The sequence below is a fragment of the Streptomyces sp. APSN-46.1 genome (assembly GCF_022815725.1).
Lineage (GTDB): Bacteria > Actinomycetota > Actinomycetes > Streptomycetales > Streptomycetaceae > Streptomyces.
In genome coordinates this window covers 103999-119831 of sequence record NZ_JALGRF010000007.1, presented here as the reverse complement: position 1 = coordinate 119831, position 15833 = coordinate 103999, and the positions used below count along the sequence as shown (strand labels likewise).

At 70.9% G+C, this 15833-nt stretch carries 15 protein-coding genes; 13 read left to right on the top strand and 2 right to left on the bottom strand.

Annotated elements, in window-relative coordinates; all coding sequences use genetic code 11:
- Positions 1 to 18: 18 nt before the first annotated feature.
- The 13 genes from MTF65_RS20215 to MTF65_RS20155 all read left to right on the top strand — a co-directional run bounded on the left by MTF65_RS20215 (position 19) and on the right by MTF65_RS20155 (position 13189).
- On the top strand, positions 19 to 1320 hold the full coding sequence (locus MTF65_RS20215; RefSeq protein WP_243630212.1) for an MFS transporter: 1302 nt from the start codon (positions 19 to 21) through the stop codon (positions 1318 to 1320).
- Positions 1321 to 1482: 162 nt separating this feature from the next.
- Positions 1483 to 2844 carry a Pup--protein ligase gene (gene pafA, locus MTF65_RS20210; protein WP_243630210.1) on the top strand — a complete coding sequence of 454 codons (1362 nt, stop codon included), beginning with the start codon at positions 1483 to 1485 and terminating at the stop codon, positions 2842 to 2844.
- 141 nt (positions 2845 to 2985) lie between these two features.
- Positions 2986 to 3990: an FKBP-type peptidyl-prolyl cis-trans isomerase gene (locus tag MTF65_RS20205; RefSeq protein WP_243630208.1), complete on the top strand. Its 1005-nt coding sequence runs from the start codon at positions 2986 to 2988 to the stop codon at positions 3988 to 3990.
- A 31-nt stretch (positions 3991 to 4021) separates the two neighbouring features.
- The gene (locus MTF65_RS20200) at positions 4022 to 4414 is read left to right on the top strand and encodes an FKBP-type peptidyl-prolyl cis-trans isomerase (protein ID WP_243630207.1); all 393 of its coding nucleotides are present in this window, start codon (positions 4022 to 4024) and stop codon (positions 4412 to 4414) included.
- Between the two features lie 146 nt (positions 4415 to 4560).
- Positions 4561 to 5517 (top strand): YafY family protein, encoded by a 957-nt coding sequence (locus tag MTF65_RS20195; RefSeq protein WP_243630206.1) that lies wholly within the window; start codon positions 4561 to 4563, stop codon positions 5515 to 5517.
- Between the two features lie 52 nt (positions 5518 to 5569).
- Positions 5570 to 6574 (top strand): YafY family protein, encoded by a 1005-nt coding sequence (locus MTF65_RS20190; protein ID WP_243630200.1) that lies wholly within the window; start codon positions 5570 to 5572, stop codon positions 6572 to 6574.
- A 71-nt stretch (positions 6575 to 6645) separates the two neighbouring features.
- A complete protein-coding gene (locus MTF65_RS20185; RefSeq protein WP_243630199.1) occupies positions 6646 to 6912 on the top strand; it encodes a hypothetical protein in 267 nt (88 codons plus the stop codon).
- A 26-nt stretch (positions 6913 to 6938) separates the two neighbouring features.
- Positions 6939 to 7139 carry a hypothetical protein gene (locus MTF65_RS20180; protein ID WP_243630197.1) on the top strand — a complete coding sequence of 67 codons (201 nt, stop codon included), beginning with the start codon at positions 6939 to 6941 and terminating at the stop codon, positions 7137 to 7139.
- Between the two features lie 156 nt (positions 7140 to 7295).
- The gene (gene tatA, locus MTF65_RS20175) at positions 7296 to 7598 is read left to right on the top strand and encodes a Sec-independent protein translocase subunit TatA (protein WP_243630196.1); all 303 of its coding nucleotides are present in this window, start codon (positions 7296 to 7298) and stop codon (positions 7596 to 7598) included.
- 45 nt (positions 7599 to 7643) lie between these two features.
- Entirely contained in the window at positions 7644 to 8609 is a 966-nt protein-coding gene (gene tatC, locus MTF65_RS20170) for a twin-arginine translocase subunit TatC (RefSeq protein WP_243630194.1), read from the top strand.
- Positions 8610 to 8626: 17 nt separating this feature from the next.
- On the top strand, positions 8627 to 9550 hold the full coding sequence (locus MTF65_RS20165; RefSeq protein WP_243630192.1) for a diacylglycerol kinase: 924 nt from the start codon (positions 8627 to 8629) through the stop codon (positions 9548 to 9550).
- A 48-nt stretch (positions 9551 to 9598) separates the two neighbouring features.
- Positions 9599 to 12436, top strand: coding sequence for an RNA helicase (locus tag MTF65_RS20160; RefSeq protein ID WP_243630190.1), 2838 nt, complete (start codon positions 9599 to 9601; stop codon positions 12434 to 12436).
- Between the two features lie 90 nt (positions 12437 to 12526).
- Positions 12527 to 13189: a TetR/AcrR family transcriptional regulator gene (locus tag MTF65_RS20155; protein ID WP_243630188.1), complete on the top strand. Its 663-nt coding sequence runs from the start codon at positions 12527 to 12529 to the stop codon at positions 13187 to 13189.
- A 6-nt stretch (positions 13190 to 13195) separates the two neighbouring features.
- Here the strand turns inward: MTF65_RS20155 and MTF65_RS20150 are convergent, their stop codons facing one another.
- Together MTF65_RS20150 and MTF65_RS20145 are read right to left on the bottom strand one after the other, a co-directional pair.
- Positions 13196 to 14158, bottom strand: coding sequence for a pseudouridine synthase (locus tag MTF65_RS20150; RefSeq protein WP_243630186.1), 963 nt, complete (start codon positions 14156 to 14158; stop codon positions 13196 to 13198).
- 53 nt (positions 14159 to 14211) lie between these two features.
- Positions 14212 to 15774 (bottom strand): serine hydrolase, encoded by a 1563-nt coding sequence (locus MTF65_RS20145; RefSeq protein ID WP_243630185.1) that lies wholly within the window; start codon positions 15772 to 15774, stop codon positions 14212 to 14214.
- Positions 15775 to 15833 lie beyond the last annotated feature (59 nt).

The window sequence follows — 15833 nt, the reverse complement described above, 5'->3', positions numbered from 1 at the left end:
GGGCAGAAGGGGGCGGACATGGCCGCGGGATACGCGGAGCTGCTCAGGACCCGGCATGCCGCGAGGCTGCTGGTGGGGACGCTGATCGGCCGGCTGCCGAACGGCACCGCGCCGATCGCGATCGTGCTGTTCACGCGGGCCGAGGGGGGCAGCTACAGCCTCGCGGGGGCGCTGGCGGCCGCGTACGGGGTGGCCAACGCGGTGGGTCAGCCGCTGCTGGGGCGGGCCGTGGACCTGTACGGGCAGCCGCGGGTGCAGTTGCCGGCGGCTCTGGTCTCCGCGCTGGGCATGGTGTGGCTGGCGCTCTCGGGTACCGGGTCGGTGGCGGTGGCGTATGTCGCCGTGGTGGTCGCGGGTCTGTTCACGCCGCCGCTGGAGGGCGGGCTGCGGGCGCTGTGGCCGAGTGTGCTGGGCGGCCGTGAGGAGCGGGTGCACCAGGCGTACGCGATGGACGCGGTGGCGCAGGAGGTCATGTTCACGGTGGGTCCGCTGCTGGTGACGCTGTTCGTGGCGCTGTGGTCTCCGGCCGGGGCGCTGCTGGCGTTGAACGCGATCGGTGTGCTGGGCGCGCTGTCGGTGGTGGTCTCGGAGCCGTCGCGGGCGTGGCGTTCGGCGCCGCGTGAGGCGCACTGGCTGGGGGCTCTGCGGTCGCGGGGGCTGGTGGCGCTGCTGGGCGCGTTCTTCTTCGTGGGTACGGCTCTGGGTTCGATCACCGTGGCGGGGGTGGCGTACGCCGATGACCATGGCGGTCAGGCGGTGTACGGGTGGCTGATGGCGGCGCTGGGTCTGGGTGCGCTGGTCGGTGGTGTGGCGTACGGTGCCCGCCGGTGGGCGGGGGCGCCGGAGCGGCGGCTGCGGTCGCTGGTGGCGTTGCTGGCGGTCTGCTATCTGCCGTTGGTGCTGGTTCCGGGGCCGGTGGCGATGACGGGGCTGGCGGCGCTGGCGGGTGTGTTCCTGGCGCCGGCGATCGCCTGTGCGTTCATCGTGGTGGACCGGCACGCTCCGGCGGGGACGGTGACGGAGGCGTTCTCGTGGCTGGTGACTTTCTTCGGGGTGGGTGCGGCCATGGGTACGGCCGCGGCGGGGCCGGCGGTGGAACTGGGCGGTACGGCGGCGGGCTTCGGTGTGGCGGGTGTCGCCGGGGTGGCGGCGCTGGTGGTTCTGATGGCCACTCAGCGGGTGCTGGGCTCTGTCGGCCGCGGTCGTGCGGTGGCGGGTTCGCCCGGGGTGTCGTCCGGCGACACTCCGGCCGGTGCGTCGGCGGGTGCCTCCGGCGGTGTCGCCGCCGCTGCTCCCGCGGATGCTCCGGCGTCGGGCTGAGGGTGCGGTCCCGGGGCGGGTTTCCGCCCGGGGGCCGACCGGGTATGTAAAGGGGCCTCGCCTGGAGTGTTCCGGGGGCTGGTCGGCGGATTGACGGGAAACTGATCGAATCGCGCTGGCGAACCCGGTTTCAGAAGAGGGCAGAAGGCGTAATGTTCAGTCATGGACCGCCGCATTTTCGGGCTGGAGAACGAGTACGGCGTCACGTGCACGTTCAGGGGACAGCGCCGACTGTCTCCTGACGAAGTGGCGCGCTACCTCTTCCGCCGTGTTGTGTCATGGGGCCGCAGCAGCAATGTCTTCCTGCGGAACGGCGCCCGCCTCTACCTCGACGTGGGTTCGCATCCGGAATATGCAACACCCGAATGCGACAACCTGACCGAGCTGGTCACTCACGACAAGGCCGGCGAGCGCATTCTCGAAGGCCTGCTCGTCGACGCCGAACGCCGCCTGCACGAGGAGGGAATCGCGGGCGACGTCTACCTCTTCAAGAACAACACCGACTCGGCGGGCAATTCGTACGGCTGCCACGAGAACTACCTCGTGGCGCGGCACGGAGAATTCTCCCGTCTGGCGGACATCCTCATTCCGTTCCTTGTCACCCGCCAGTTGATCTGTGGCGCGGGCAAGGTGCTGCAGACTCCTCGGGGCGCGGTCTACTGCGTCAGCCAGCGGGCGGAGCACATCTGGGAGGGCGTCAGCTCCGCGACGACCCGGTCCCGGCCGATCATCAACACGCGGGACGAGCCGCACGCGGACGCGGAGCGTTACCGGCGTCTGCATGTGATCGTGGGCGACTCGAACATGTCGGAGACGACCATGCTGCTCAAGGTCGGGGCCACCGACCTGGTGCTGCGCATGATCGAGGCGGGCACGGTGATGCGGGACCTGACGCTGGAGAACCCGATCCGGGCGATCCGTGAGGTCAGCCATGACATCACCGGCCAGCGCAAGGTGCGTCTGGCCAGTGGCCGGGAGGCCTCCGCGCTGGAGATCCAGCGCGAGTACTACGACAAGGCCGTGGACTTCGCCGAGCGCCGGGGTATTCGCACCGGGGTCGTCGACCAGGTTCTGGAGCTGTGGGGCCGTACTCTCGACGCGATCGAGTCGGAGGATCTGGACCGGATCGGCACCGAGATCGACTGGGTCATGAAGTACCAGCTGATCGAGCGGTACCGGGGCAAGCACAACATGACGATGTCGAATCCGCGGGTCGCGCAGATAGACCTCGCGTACCACGACATCCACCGTCGGCGCGGGCTGTACTACTTGCTGGAGCGCAAGGGGCAGGCGGCGCGGATCTGCAACGACCTGAAGATCTTCGAGGGCAAGTCGGTGCCCCCGCAGACCACCCGGGCCCGGTTGCGCGGTGACTTCATCCGGCGGGCGCAGGAGCAGCGTCGGGACTTCACGGTCGACTGGGTGCATCTGAAGCTCAACGACCAGGCGCAGCGGACCGTGCTGTGCAAGGACCCGTTCCGGTCGGTGGACGACAGGGTGGAGAAGCTCATCGCCGGCATGTGATGCCGGTGTCGTGTCGTGTGGTGGAGGGCCCCGTGCGCCGTGGCGTGCGGGGCCCTTCGCACGCCACGGCCTTGTCGCCGTGGGGGTTGGCCGTAGAGTGGGCCGCTACGACGGACCATTCCAGCGACCCTGAGGACCACTGTGCGACGCCGACTTGCTGCCGCGCTCATCGTGCCGGCTCTGATGCTCACCGCGGCCTGCGGAGGGGGCGACGACTCCGGGAAGAAGAAGGACGCGTCCCCGTCGGCCAGCCCTTCCCAGCCCGAGGTCCCGAAGGCGGTCGCGTCCGCGGACCCGATGCCCACGGTGAAGGGTGAGGCGGGCCAGAAGGCGGAGATCACCGTCCCCAAGGGCGAGCCGAGCGGCAAGTTCGTGGTGAACACGCTCAAGGAGGGCACGGGCCCGGAGATCAAGAAGGACGATCTCGTGGTCACGAAGTACACGGGCAAGATCTGGAAGAGCGGCAAGGACCTGACGGGGTCCTATGACAAGGACGGGTCTCCGCTCGTCGTCCCGGCCGGCTCGCAGACGATCGTCCCGATGTTCAGCGAGTCGGTGCTGGGCAAGAAGGTCGGCAGCCGGGTGCTGGTCGTCGCTCCGCCGGAGGCGGCGTTCGGTGCGCAGGGTCAGCCGCAGCTGGGTGTGGGTCCGACCGATAATCTGATCTTCGTCCTGGACATCGACTCGGTCATGCCGAAGAAGGCCGAGGGCACGCAGGCGCCGATTCCGTCGGACCTGCCGCAGGTCAAGGCGGACAAGGACGAGGCCGCCACGATCACGGTCCCGAAGAACGACCCTCCGAAGGAGCTGGTCGACAAGGTCCTGATCGAGGGCAAGGGCCCGGAGGTCAAGAACGGCCAGACCGTCTACATGCAGTACAGCGGTGCGGCGTGGGCGCCGAACCAGGGCAAGGACGCGGCGAAGCTCTTCGACACCTCGTGGAAGACCGGCGCGCCGTTCTCGACCGCGATCGGCCAGGGTCAGGTCATCGAGGGTTGGGACAAGGGCCTGGTGGGCAAGAAGGTGGGCAGCCGCGTGCTGCTGGTGATCCCGCCGGAGCAGGCGTACAAGGACCAGGCCAAGGGTGAGGACCTGCCGGCCAACTCCACCCTGGTGTTCGTCGTCGACATCGTCGGAGCAGTGTAAGACTGTTCCGGTTGTCAACCGGTTCGTACGTATGAGGAGCAGTTCCGTGAGCGACAAGCTCGAGAAGCCCGAGATCGACTTCCCCGAGGGCGAGGCCCCGGAGGACCTCGTGATCGAGGACATCTGGCTGGGCGACGGCGCCGAGGCCAAGGCCGGTTCCCGGGTCTCCGTCCACTACGTGGGTGTGGCCTTCTCCACCGGCGAGGAGTTCGACGCCTCCTGGAACCGCGGCTCGGCGCTCCAGTTCCAGCTCGGTGTCGGCCAGGTCATCGCCGGCTGGGACAAGGGCGTCCAGGGCATGAAGGTCGGCGGCCGCCGCAAGCTGACGATCCCCGCGCACCTCGCCTACGGCGACCGCGGCGCGGGCAGCGCGATCGCCCCGGGCGAGACGCTGATCTTCGTCTGCGACCTGATGGCGGCCTGACCGTCCGGGCGTGACTGCTGTGGGCCCCTGCCGTGAGGCGGGGGCCCTCGCTTTTGTCCGGGCCCGCCGGAGCGGTACGGTCAACGGTCACGAGTGTGTCCATCAGGGTGCATCAGGTGTACGTGGGGAAGGGCGGAAGGGCGTCGATGGCGATTGCCAAGGCCGAGCGGTTGATGAATCTGGCGTTGTGTCTGCTGGGGACCCGCCGGCCGCTCAGCAAGCGGGAGTTGCGCGGTTCCATCGAGGCCTATCTGGAAGCCGGCAACGACGAGTCCTTCAACCGCATGTTCGAGCGGGACAAGGACGATCTGCGTGAACTCGGCCTGGTCATCGAGACGGTGGAGAACCTGGAGGGCGAGACCGGCTATCTGGCCCGCCGGGACAGCAACCGGCTGCCGCCCGTCTCGCTGGACGCCGAGGAGGCGGCCGCGCTGGGGCTGGCGGCCAAGGTCTGGCAGCAGGCCCGCCTCGCGGGCGCGGCCAGCGGCGCCCTGCAGAAGCTGCGCGCGGGCGGGATGCCGGAGGCGTCGGATCCGTACGAGGGCCAGCACAGCGCCATCGAGCCGCGGATTCCGGTCCATGAGGCGGCCTTCGAGCCGTTGATGCTGGCCTGCCGGGACCGGCGGCCGGTGGTCTTCGACTACCGCAAGTCCACGGCCGCGCGGCCCGAGACGCGGCAGGTGGAGCCGTGGGCGCTGGAGTGCTGGCGCGGCCACTGGTATTTGGCCGGATTCGACCGCGACCGCAAGGCGGAGCGGGTGTTCCGGCTGTCCCGGATCACCGGGAAGGTCCGCTCCCGCGCCGCCAAGTACACCGCCGAGGTGCCGGACGTGGTGACCGTACGGGAGACCGTGGCGAGCTGGGCCGGGGAGATGGCGGACCGTTCCGCGCTGATCCGGCTGCGCGCCGGGGCGGGCTATCCGCTGCGGGCCAAGGCCACCGCCGTGCGGGAGTGCGGGGACGGCTGGGACGAGCTGGAGATTCCGTACGGGCACGGGCTGGACGCCTGGCTGGTGGAATTCGGGCCGGATGTGGTGGTCCTGGAGCCCGCCGACCTGCGGGCGGATGTGGTGGACCGGCTCCGCGCCGTCGCCAAGGGCTGACCCGACCCGCGCAAGATCCGTTAGATACGCCCTGAGGGGGAGACGTACCAGCATGGCTGCGAACGCCATTGACCAGACCCGCCGGATGCTGTCCCTGGTGACCTATCTGCGCGAGCGGCCCGGGGCGTACGTCGCCGACGTGGCGCGCGCCTTCGGGATCACCGAGGACGAGCTGATCTCGGACCTCGACGTGCTGCCCATGTGCGGCACCAGCTTCCGGGGCGGCGACCTGCTCGACATCGACACCGACGGGGAACGCATCTGGTGGCGCAATCCCGACGCGTCGGGGGAGTCCACCGCCGAGCCGCTGCGGCTGGCCGCCGACGAGGCGACGGCGCTCCTGGTCGCCGCCCGCGCGGTGGCGACGCTGCCCGGGCTGCGCGAGAGCGACCGGGACGCCCTGCTGCGGGCCACCGCGAAACTGGAGGCGGCCGCGGGTGAGGCGGCCGGTGCCAGCTCCCGGCTGTCGGTGACGTTCGAGGCCGAGGGCGGGGTCTTCGCGGACGTCGACCGGGCCATCGCGGAGCGCCGGCGGCTGTGGCTGCGCTACTACTCTCCCGCGCGCGACGAGCTCACGGAGCGCAAGGTCGATCCGATCCGGCTCTTCACGGTGGGGCACACGTACATGGAGGGGTGGTGCCACCTCTCCGAGGCGAGGCGCACCTTCCGTCTCGACCGGGTGGCTGAGATCAGGCTGCTCGACGAGCGGGCGGAGCCGCCCGCGATCGAGCCGCGCGACCTGTCGGAGGGTCTGGTCCAGCCGGCCGCCGAGGACCCGGAGGTGGTGGTCGAGGTGGGCCCCGGCGGGCGCTGGGTCGCCGAGTACTACCCGCACGACAGTGCCGCGGAGCTGGCGGACGGGGGCCTGCGGATCACGCTGCGCAGCCCGGACCCGGCTTCGCTGCGCCGGCTCGCGCTGCGGCTGGGCCGGGAGGGGCGGATCGTGGCGCCCGTGGAGCTGGCGGACAGTGCGCGGCGGGCGGCGCGCGAGGCGCTGGCGGGGTACGGGGAGCATACGGGGAACGGGGAGCAAGCGGGGTACGGGGAGCAGGCCTGAGCTCCGGTCGCGGGGCTGGTACGAAGAGCTGGGCTGGGTACGGAGAGCTGGGCCGAGGGGAGCGCCGAGTGATGTCGCCGACGTATGGGACGCCAGGGCTGAGGGCCGGTGCGGGGCAGCCGGTGAGGCCGGTCACCTTCAAGGCGGGCTGCCCCGACTGCCGGGGCCGCTTCGAGCTCGCGGCGGGCGCGCTGCGGCTGGTGATCGGCGGCAGCCGGCGTACCACGTTCTATTCGTTCACGTGTCCCGAGTGCGGGGCGGCGGTGCGCAAACCGGCCGGTGAGCGGATCGTGGAACTCCTGACCGGCGGCGGCGTGAGCACCCTGCGCAGCATCTGAACCGCCGGTGGCCTACGCTCGGTCCCATGCTGTGGCCGATGCTCGCAATTGCCCTGGGTTTTCTGGGGGTCGCCGTCCTCTCCGTGCTGGCCCTGCGGGTCTTCCTGGAGGTGCGGCGGCTGTCCGGACAGGTCGCCGACGCCAGTCGGCGGATCACGCAGGCCTCGGCGGACCTGGAGCGGGCGGCGGAGGACCTCGCGCGGGCGGGCCGCGCCGTGCGATCATAAAACCGGACGAATGCGTATGGTCGGGGTGTTGGCCGCCGTCCGCGCGCGAGGCGGGAAGACGTCGGGGGATTGCCGGGCGTTAACCCCCGGGGGTTACGATCCTCGGGAGAGACGCCCGTCTGTGTGCTGTGAACCTCGGAGAAAAGGAAGATACCTATGTTCGGCAACCTCAGGGGTTGGGAAATCTTCGTCATTCTCGGGGTCATCATCCTGCTCTTCGGTGCGAAGAAGCTCCCGGACATGGCCCGCTCGCTGGGCAAGTCGGCCCGCATCCTCAAGAGCGAGGCCAAGGCCATGAAGAAGGACGGCGAACCCGATGACGCCGCCGCGGCCGCCGCGGCCACCGCCGCCGACCAGGCCGCTCAGCAGCCCGTCGCCCCGCGCACCATCCAGGCCGCGCCCGGCGACGTCGCCAGCTCCCGGCCCGTCAGCGAGCCGAACCGCACCACCCAGGCCTGATCTCCAGGTCACGCCGGTCATCTGCAACGAGACAAGGGACGTGGGTTGCTCAAGTCTGCCCGCAAGCAGGAGAAGCAGGACAAGAAGGCAAAGGACGCCGAAGGGCGGATGCCTCTCGTCGAGCACCTGCGTGAGCTGAGAAACCGGCTGATGAAGTCGGTCCTGGCGATCCTCGTGATCACCTTCGTGGCGGCCTTCTTCTACAAGGACCTCATCGACTTCATGCTGAAGCCGATGCTGGACTCCGTCGGCTGCACCAACGGGGTGGTCTCGCAGCGCAACGGCCGGCCCTGTGCCGACATGACCGTCAACGGCCTCATCGCACCCTTCTCGATCGCCCTGAAGGTCTCGCTCACCGCCGGTGTGGTGCTCTCCGCGCCGGTGTGGCTCTACCAGCTGTGGGCGTTCACCGCCCCCGGCCTGCACAAGCACGAGAAGAAGTACGCGATGAGCTTCGTCGCGGTCGGCGCGCCGCTGTTCGGCGTCGGCGCGGTGCTCGCGTACAAGATCCTCCCGCAGACCGCCGTCATCCTGCTCGACTTCACGCCGGACAACGCGCGCAACCTGCTGCCGGTCGACGATTACCTCGACCTGGTCACGCGCATGGTCGTCGTCTTCGGCCTCGCCTTCGAGCTGCCGCTGCTGCTGATCCTGCTGAACGTCACCGGGGTCCTCACCGCGAAGCGGCTGGGGAGCTGGTGGCGCGCGATGGTCCTCGGCATCACGGTCTTCTCGGCCTTCGCGACACCCACCGGCGACCCGCTGACCATGCTGTCGCTGGCCGTCCCGATCATCGCCCTCTACTTCGTCGCGCTCGCCATCTGCTACGTCAACGACCGCCGGCGCCGTCGCAACGACCCGGACGCGCTCCTCGACGACGACGAGGCCTCCGAGCTGGACCTGGCTCCCGCGCCGATCGGCGCCGTCGAATCGGTCCCGGCCCCGAACGCGCTGCCCGAGCAGGCCGACGGCGGGCGGCGGCAGATCAACGGTTACGACGACGCGACCTGACAGGTACATTCCCTTCGGTGAGCGCTGAGATCACCCTCTTCGTCAATCCCACCGCGGGACGCGGCCGGGGCGCGCACGCCGCGCAGCCGGCCGCTTCCGCGCTCCGGGCCGCCGGATTCTCCGTACGGACCGTTCTCGGCGCCGACGCCGAGGACGCGCTGGCCCGGCTGCGCACCGCCGTGCGCGAGGGCACCGGCGCGGTGCTCGCCGTCGGCGGCGACGGGATGGTCTCCCTCGCCCTCCAGGCCCTCGCGGGCACGCTGGTGCCGCTCGGCGTGGTCGCGGTGGGCACCGGGAACGACTTCGCGCGGGCCATGGGGCTGCCCGTACGGGAGCCCGCGCAGGCCGGGCGGCTGGCCGCGGAGGCCCTCAAGGAGGGGCGGATCCGGGAGATCGACCTCGGCCGCGTGGGCGGGGACGGCGGCGGAACCTGGTACGGGACCGTGCTGTGCTCCGGCTTCGACTCGCGGGTCAACGACCGGGGCAACCGGATGCGGCTGCCGGCGGGCCGGTTCAAGTACGACCTGGCGATGATCGCGGAGCTGGCCGCCTTCCGGCCCTTCCCGTACCGGATCACCCTGGACGACGGTCCCGTCATCGAGACCGAGGCCACGCTGGTGGCGGTGGGCAACGGTTCTTCGTACGGCGGCGGCATGCGGATCTGCGCGGACGCGGTGCCCGACGACGGGCTCTTCGACGTCACGGTCGTCGGCGACTGCAGCCGCACCACCCTGCTGAGGGTGTTCCCGCGGGTCTACAAGGGAACCCATCTCAGCCACCCGAAGGTGACCGTCCACCGGGCGCGGAAGGTGACCCTGGAGGCCGCCGGGATCTCCGCCTACGCCGACGGCGAGCCGCTGGGGCCGCTGCCCGTGACGGCCGAGTGCGTGCCCGGCGCCCTGCGGCTCCTGGTGCCGGATTCCCGGGTACAGGGCTCCTGATAAAGATCGCGACTGTTGTCAGAGGCGGCGGGTAGGCTCGACTACAAGATGACCGAAGAACTCTCACCCGCCGAGCGGTACGCCGCTGCCCGGATCCGCGCCGCCGAAGAGGCCTCTGGCCTGGCCCCCTTCCGCGAGATGTACGAATTCGATCTGGACCCGTACCAGGTCGAGGCCTGCAAGGCACTGGAGGCCGGCAAGGGCGTGCTGGTCGCCGCCCCGACCGGCTCGGGCAAGACCATCGTCGGCGAGTTCGCCGTGCACCTGGCGCTGCGGCAGGGCCGCAAGTGCTTCTACACGACGCCGATCAAGGCCCTGTCGAACCAGAAGTACGCCGACCTCGTCAAGCGCTACGGCGCCGCCAAGGTGGGCCTGCTGACCGGCGACAACAGCGTCAACGGGGACGCGCCGGTGGTCGTGATGACCACCGAGGTGCTCCGCAACATGCTGTACGCGGGCTCCCAGGCGCTGCTCGGCCTCGGCTACGTCGTGATGGACGAGGTGCACTACCTCTCCGACCGGTTCCGCGGCGCCGTCTGGGAGGAAGTGATCATCCACCTCCCCGAGTCGGTGACGCTGGTGTCCCTCTCGGCGACCGTGTCCAACGCCGAGGAGTTCGGCGACTGGCTGGACACCGTGCGCGGCGACACCGAGGTCATCGTCTCCGAGGAGCGGCCCGTACCGCTGTGGCAGCACGTCATGGCCGGGCGCCGGGTGTACGACCTCTTCGAGGAGGAGTCCGACCACGGAGGCCGCGGCTCCGCCCGCCGGGAGGTCAACCCCGACCTGCTGCGCATGGCGCGCGAGGAGAACAGCCGCACGTACAACCCGAAGGACCGGCGCCGGGGCAAGATGGTCCGCGAGGCCGACCGCGAGCGCGAGCGGCGCTCGCGCGGCCGGATCTGGACGCCGAGCCGTCCCGAGGTGATCGCCCGCCTCGACAACGACGACCTGCTGCCCGCGATCAACTTCATCTTCAGCCGGGCCGGTTGCGAGGCCGCCGTCCAGCAGTGCCTCTACGCGGGCCTGCGGCTCAACAACGAGGAAGCGCGCCTGAAGGTGCGCGGCATCGTCGAGGAGCGGACCGCCTCCATCCCCACCGAGGACCTGCACGTCCTCGGGTACTACGAGTGGCTCGAAGGCCTGGAGCGGGGCATCGCCGCGCACCACGCCGGCATGCTGCCGACCTTCAAGGAGGTCGTGGAGGAGCTCTTCGTCCGCGGCCTGGTCAAGGCCGTCTTCGCCACAGAGACGCTGGCGCTGGGCATCAACATGCCCGCGCGCACGGTGATCCTGGAGAAGCTGGTCAAGTGGAACGGCGAGCAGCACGCCGACATCACCCCCGGCGAGTACACGCAGCTCACCGGCCGGGCGGGGCGGCGCGGCATCGACGTCGAGGGCCACGCGGTGGTGCTGTGGCAGCGCGGCATGGACCCGGTGGGGCTCGCCGGGCTCGCGGGTACCCGTACGTATCCGCTGCGGTCCAGCTTCAAGCCCTCGTACAACATGGCCGTGAACCTGGTCCAGATGTTCGGGCGGCATCGCTCGCGCGAGCTGCTGGAGACCTCCTTCGCGCAGTTCCAGGCCGACCGCTCGGTCGTCGGGATCTCGAAGCAGGTGCGGCGCAACGAGGAGGGCCTGGAGGGCTACCAGGAGGGCATGACCTGCCACCTCGGTGACTTCGCGGAGTACGCGCAGCTGCGCCGCGACCTCAAGGACCGTGAGACGGACCTGGCGAAGCAGGGTGCGGCGCAGCGCCGGGCCCAGGCGGCGAGTTCGCTGGAGCGGCTCAAGCCGGGCGACATCATCCACGTGCCGACCGGCAAGTTCGCCGGGCTGGCGCTGGTGCTGGACCCGGGTGTGCCGGCCGGGCGGGTCAACGGGCACCGGGGCCACGAGTACACCGAGGGTCCGCGCCCGCTGGTGCTGACCGTGGAGCGGCAGGTCAAGCGGCTCGCCGCGATCGACTTCCCGGTCCCGGTCGAGGCCATCGACCGGATGCGGATCCCGAAGACCTTCAACCAGCGTTCTCCGCACTCCCGTCGGGACCTGGCGTCCCAACTGCGGGCCAAGGCCGGGCACATAGCGCCGGACCGGCACCAGCGGGGCCGGGCCGCGGCGGCCGACGACCGGGAGATCACCCGGCTGCGGGCCGAGCTGCGGGCGCATCCGTGCCACGGCTGCGACGAGCGCGAGGACCATGCCCGCTGGGCGGAGCGCTACCACCGGCTGAAGCGGGACACCGTGCAGCTGGAGCGGCGGATCGAGGGCCGGACGAACACCATCGCCCGCACCTTCGACCGTATCCACGCGCTGCTCACCGAGCTGGACTACCTGCGCGAGGACCAGGTCACCGAACACGGCAAGCGGCTCGCCCGGCTGTACGGGGAGCTGGACCTGCTGGCGTCGGAGTGTCTGCGCGAGGGCGTCTGGGAAGGCCTGAACCCGGCCGAACTGGCCGCCTGTGTCTCGGCGTTGGTGTTCGAGGCGCGGCAGTCCGACGACGCGGTGGCGCCGAAGGTGCCCAATGGCGCGGCGAAGGCGGCGCTGGGCGAGATGGTCCAGATCTGGGGCCGGCTCGACGCGCTGGAGGAGGAGCACCGCATCAACCAGGCCGAGGGCGTGGGCCAGCGTGAGCCCGATCTCGGTTTCGCGTGGGCGGCGTACCAGTGGGCCTCCGGCAAGGGCCTGGACGAGGTGCTGCGCGAGGCGGAGATGCCGGCCGGTGACTTCGTGCGCTGGTGCAAGCAGGTCATCGATGTGCTCGGGCAGATCGCGGCGGCGGCTCCTTCGTCCTCGGGCGGTGGGAGCACGGTGGCGAAAAATGCCCGTAAGGCCGTGGACGAACTGCTGCGCGGTGTAGTGGCCTACAGCTCCGTCGGCTAGGCGGACTTGGGGCTTCCTCTAAGAGTGCGGCTGGCCGGATCTGATCTCTTGCCATGATCGATCCGGCGTGCGCTGTGCGACGATCGCCCTATGAGTGGGGGAGCGGGAGAGGGAGCGAGACGGGTCGGTCGGCCGCGTGCCGATCAGCAGAGACCGGACAGTGGCCGGCCGCCGCGCGAGGAACTCCTCTGTGCGGCGGCCGAGCTGTTCACCGTCCGGGGGTACGCGGCCACCACCACGCGGGCGGTGGCCGAACGGGCCGGAATGCGCCAGGCCACGATGTACCACTACTTCGGCGGCAAGGAGGAACTCCTCGCCGAACTCCTGGAATCGACGGTCAGTCCCTCGCTGGCCCTGGCCCGGCGGCTGCTGGCCGAGATTGAACGGCCCGCCGGGCGGCGGCTGTGGGAGCTGTGCCGCTCCGATGTGCTCCAGCTGTGCGGGGGGCCGTACAACCTGGGCGCGCTCTATCTGCTGCCGGAGGTGAGCGGGGCGCGGTTCACCCGCTTCCGCCGGATGCGCGGGGAACTGCGGTACGTCTACCGGGAGTTGCTCGACCGGACCTCCGTGGGGGCCGAACTGGCCGGTGACAGGGCGGGATTGACCCTGCGCAACGATCTGGTCTTCGGGCTCATCGAGGGTGTCATGCTGATCCACCGCTCCGATCCGGAGCGGCCGGTGGAGGCCTTCGCGGAGGCGGCCGCCGACGCGGCGATGCGGATCGCGGGGGTCAAGGACGACGGCGCCGCCTGAGACCGCTCAGCCCTGGTCGCCGGTTTCCCAGGCGGTGCGGTCCTGCCAGGCGCGCAGGGTGAGGCGGCTTTCGAGGCGGTGGCTGAGGCCGGTGACCGGGTCGGTGAACGACAGGAACCGGGCCAGCAGTTGCAGCGGACGGCGGTAGTCCCGCGGGTCCGGGTCGGTGACCTCGGGGTAGACCGGGTCGCCGAGGATGGGCAGCCCCAGGCTGTTCATGTGCACCCGCAGCTGGTGGGTGCGGCCGGTGTGCGGGGTCAGCCGGTAGCGGCCCACGTCCCCCTTCGACTCGGCGAGTTCGACCAGGGTCTCGGCGTTCGGCTCGCCGCCCGGGATCTCGGCCGCCGCGATGACGCCCCGGGTCTTCTCGATCCGGCTGCGGAGCTTGCGCGGGAGGGTGATCTCCGGATCGAGGGGTGCGAGCGCCTCGTACTCCTTCTCGACCCGCCGGTCCTGGAAGAGGAGCTGGTAGGCGCCGCGGTCCTCGGGGCGGATGCTGAACATCACCAGGCCCGCCGTCAGCCGGTCCAGCCGGTGCGCGGGGCTGAGGGCGGGCAGGTCCAGCTCGTGGCGGAGCCGGGCCAGCGCGGTCTGCGTGACGTGGCTGCCGCGCGGGGTCGTCGCCAGGAAATGCGGCTTGTCCGCGACCAGGAGGTGCTCGTCGCGGTACACGACGCCGATCGGGAAGGGCACCGGCGGCTCGGGCGGCATGTCCCGGTGGAACCACAGGTAGCGGCCCGCCTCGTACGGGTCGTCCGGGCGCAGGACCCGCCCGCCCTCGCCGAGGACCCGGCCGGAGCGCAGCAGCGCGGGCATGGTCCGCTCACCGCGCGTGCCGGCGTAGCGGTCCGCGAGGTAGGCGCCGAGGTCCGGCCAGAGCCCGTCCGGGTCGGAGGGCAGCCGCAGCCGGACCGGGTCGATGCCGGCGATCTGGGGGAGGGGTGCGGGGGGTAGGGGTCTGCGTCTCATCGGGGTCAAGGGTAGGCGCCCGGGCCCGGCGGCCGTGCCGGACGGGCGCCCGGCTACTCCTGGGTGAAGGTGCCCAGGTGGTTGGCATCGAGGGACTCGACGCGGACCGTGCCGTCGGCGAAGGTCACGCCGGTGCGGCCGGCCGCCATCTCGCCGGTGGTCTCGAAGCTGAAGGTGTCGCCGTCGTAGTGGGTGAGCGGGAAGAGCATCGGCTTCGGGCCGAGGGCGAGGGTCAGCGCGCCCTTGTCGTCGGCCGTCACGGTCGCCTTGCCGTAGTACGGGTTGTCGTAGGTGCCGGTGTAGGCGGCGCTGTCCTTGGCGGGCTTGGCGGAGGCGGGCGGGTGGGCGTAGTCGGTGGGGGACCGGGCCTCGTCGACCTCCTTCGCGTAGACGGACGCGAGCAGGGGCAGCCAGTCGGTCGTGGCCTTGCCGTGCTGGGCGACGTCGAAGAAATCGAGGGCGACGGCGTCGGCCAGGCCGACGGGGGCGCCGTTGGTGAGGACGACGATGCCGAGCTTCTCCAGGGGGAGCATCGTGACGTTGGCGTTGGTACCGAGTTCGAAGGCGCCGGAGTGGCTCAGGCGCAGCCGGCCGGAGTCGTCGTAGGACACGTTCCAGCCGAGGCCGTAGAAGCCGGGGGTTCCGGAGGGGGTGGACGGCTGCGAGACGATCTCGGGGAGGTGCGTGCGGGCGAGGGTGTCCTCGGGGATGATGCGCTTCCCGTCGAGGGTGCCGCCCGCCAGCTGGAGCCGCATCCACCGGGCCATGTCTCGGGCGGTGGAGCTCACTCCGCCCGCCGGGGCCTGGGCGTCGGGGTCGCGGACGAAGCGCGGGCTCCAGGTGCCGTCGGGGTTTTTGACGTGGGTGGCGGCGTGGTCGGGCGCGTCGGCGAAGGCGGAGAACTCGGTACTGGTGCGGGTCATGCCGGCGGGCTTGAAGAGGGTGTCCTCGGCGAGTTTCTGCCAGCTGGTGCCCTTGGCGCGGGCGATGGCCTCGGCTGCGGCGGTCAGGCCGAAGTTGGTGTACGCGTAGCTGGCCCGGAACGGGCTGAGGGGTTCCAGGCGCAGGTGGTCGAGGATGTACGCCTGGTCGTAGCCGAGGTCTTCGAGGAGGTCTCCGGCGTGGTCGGGCAGGCCGCTGCGGTGGGAGAACAGGTCGGCGGTGGAGACGTGGTCGGTGACCCAGGGGTCGCCCAGCGCGAAGCCGGGGAGGGGGACGTGCTTGTCCCACTCGCCGGGGTCGGTGAGGGCGCCGGCCACGATCGTGGAGGAGACGGGCTTGGAGAGGGAGGCGATCTGGAAGACGGTGTCGGGATCGACCTTGGCGGTCTCTCCGGTCTTGCGGACGCCGAAGCCCTGGGTGTAGACGACCTTGTCGTCGTGGACGACGGCGACGGAGACGCCGGGGACGCCGGTGGTCTTCATCATGGCGGCGACGGTGTCGTCCAGGCGCGCCACGGCCTTGTCGACGGCGGCGTCGGAGAGCTGGGGCCCGGGCGGCGGGGGCGGGCTCGGTGCGGCGGTCGCTGTGATCGCTGCGGTCCCGGCCGTTCCCGCGGTGGCCAGCAGGAGGGCGGCCGCGGCCCCGGCGGTGGTGAGGGCGCGGAGCGTACGCATGCGGTCATTGTCCCGCCGCACGGGTGAGGCCGCCCTTCGGGGCGGAGGCCGCCCTTCAG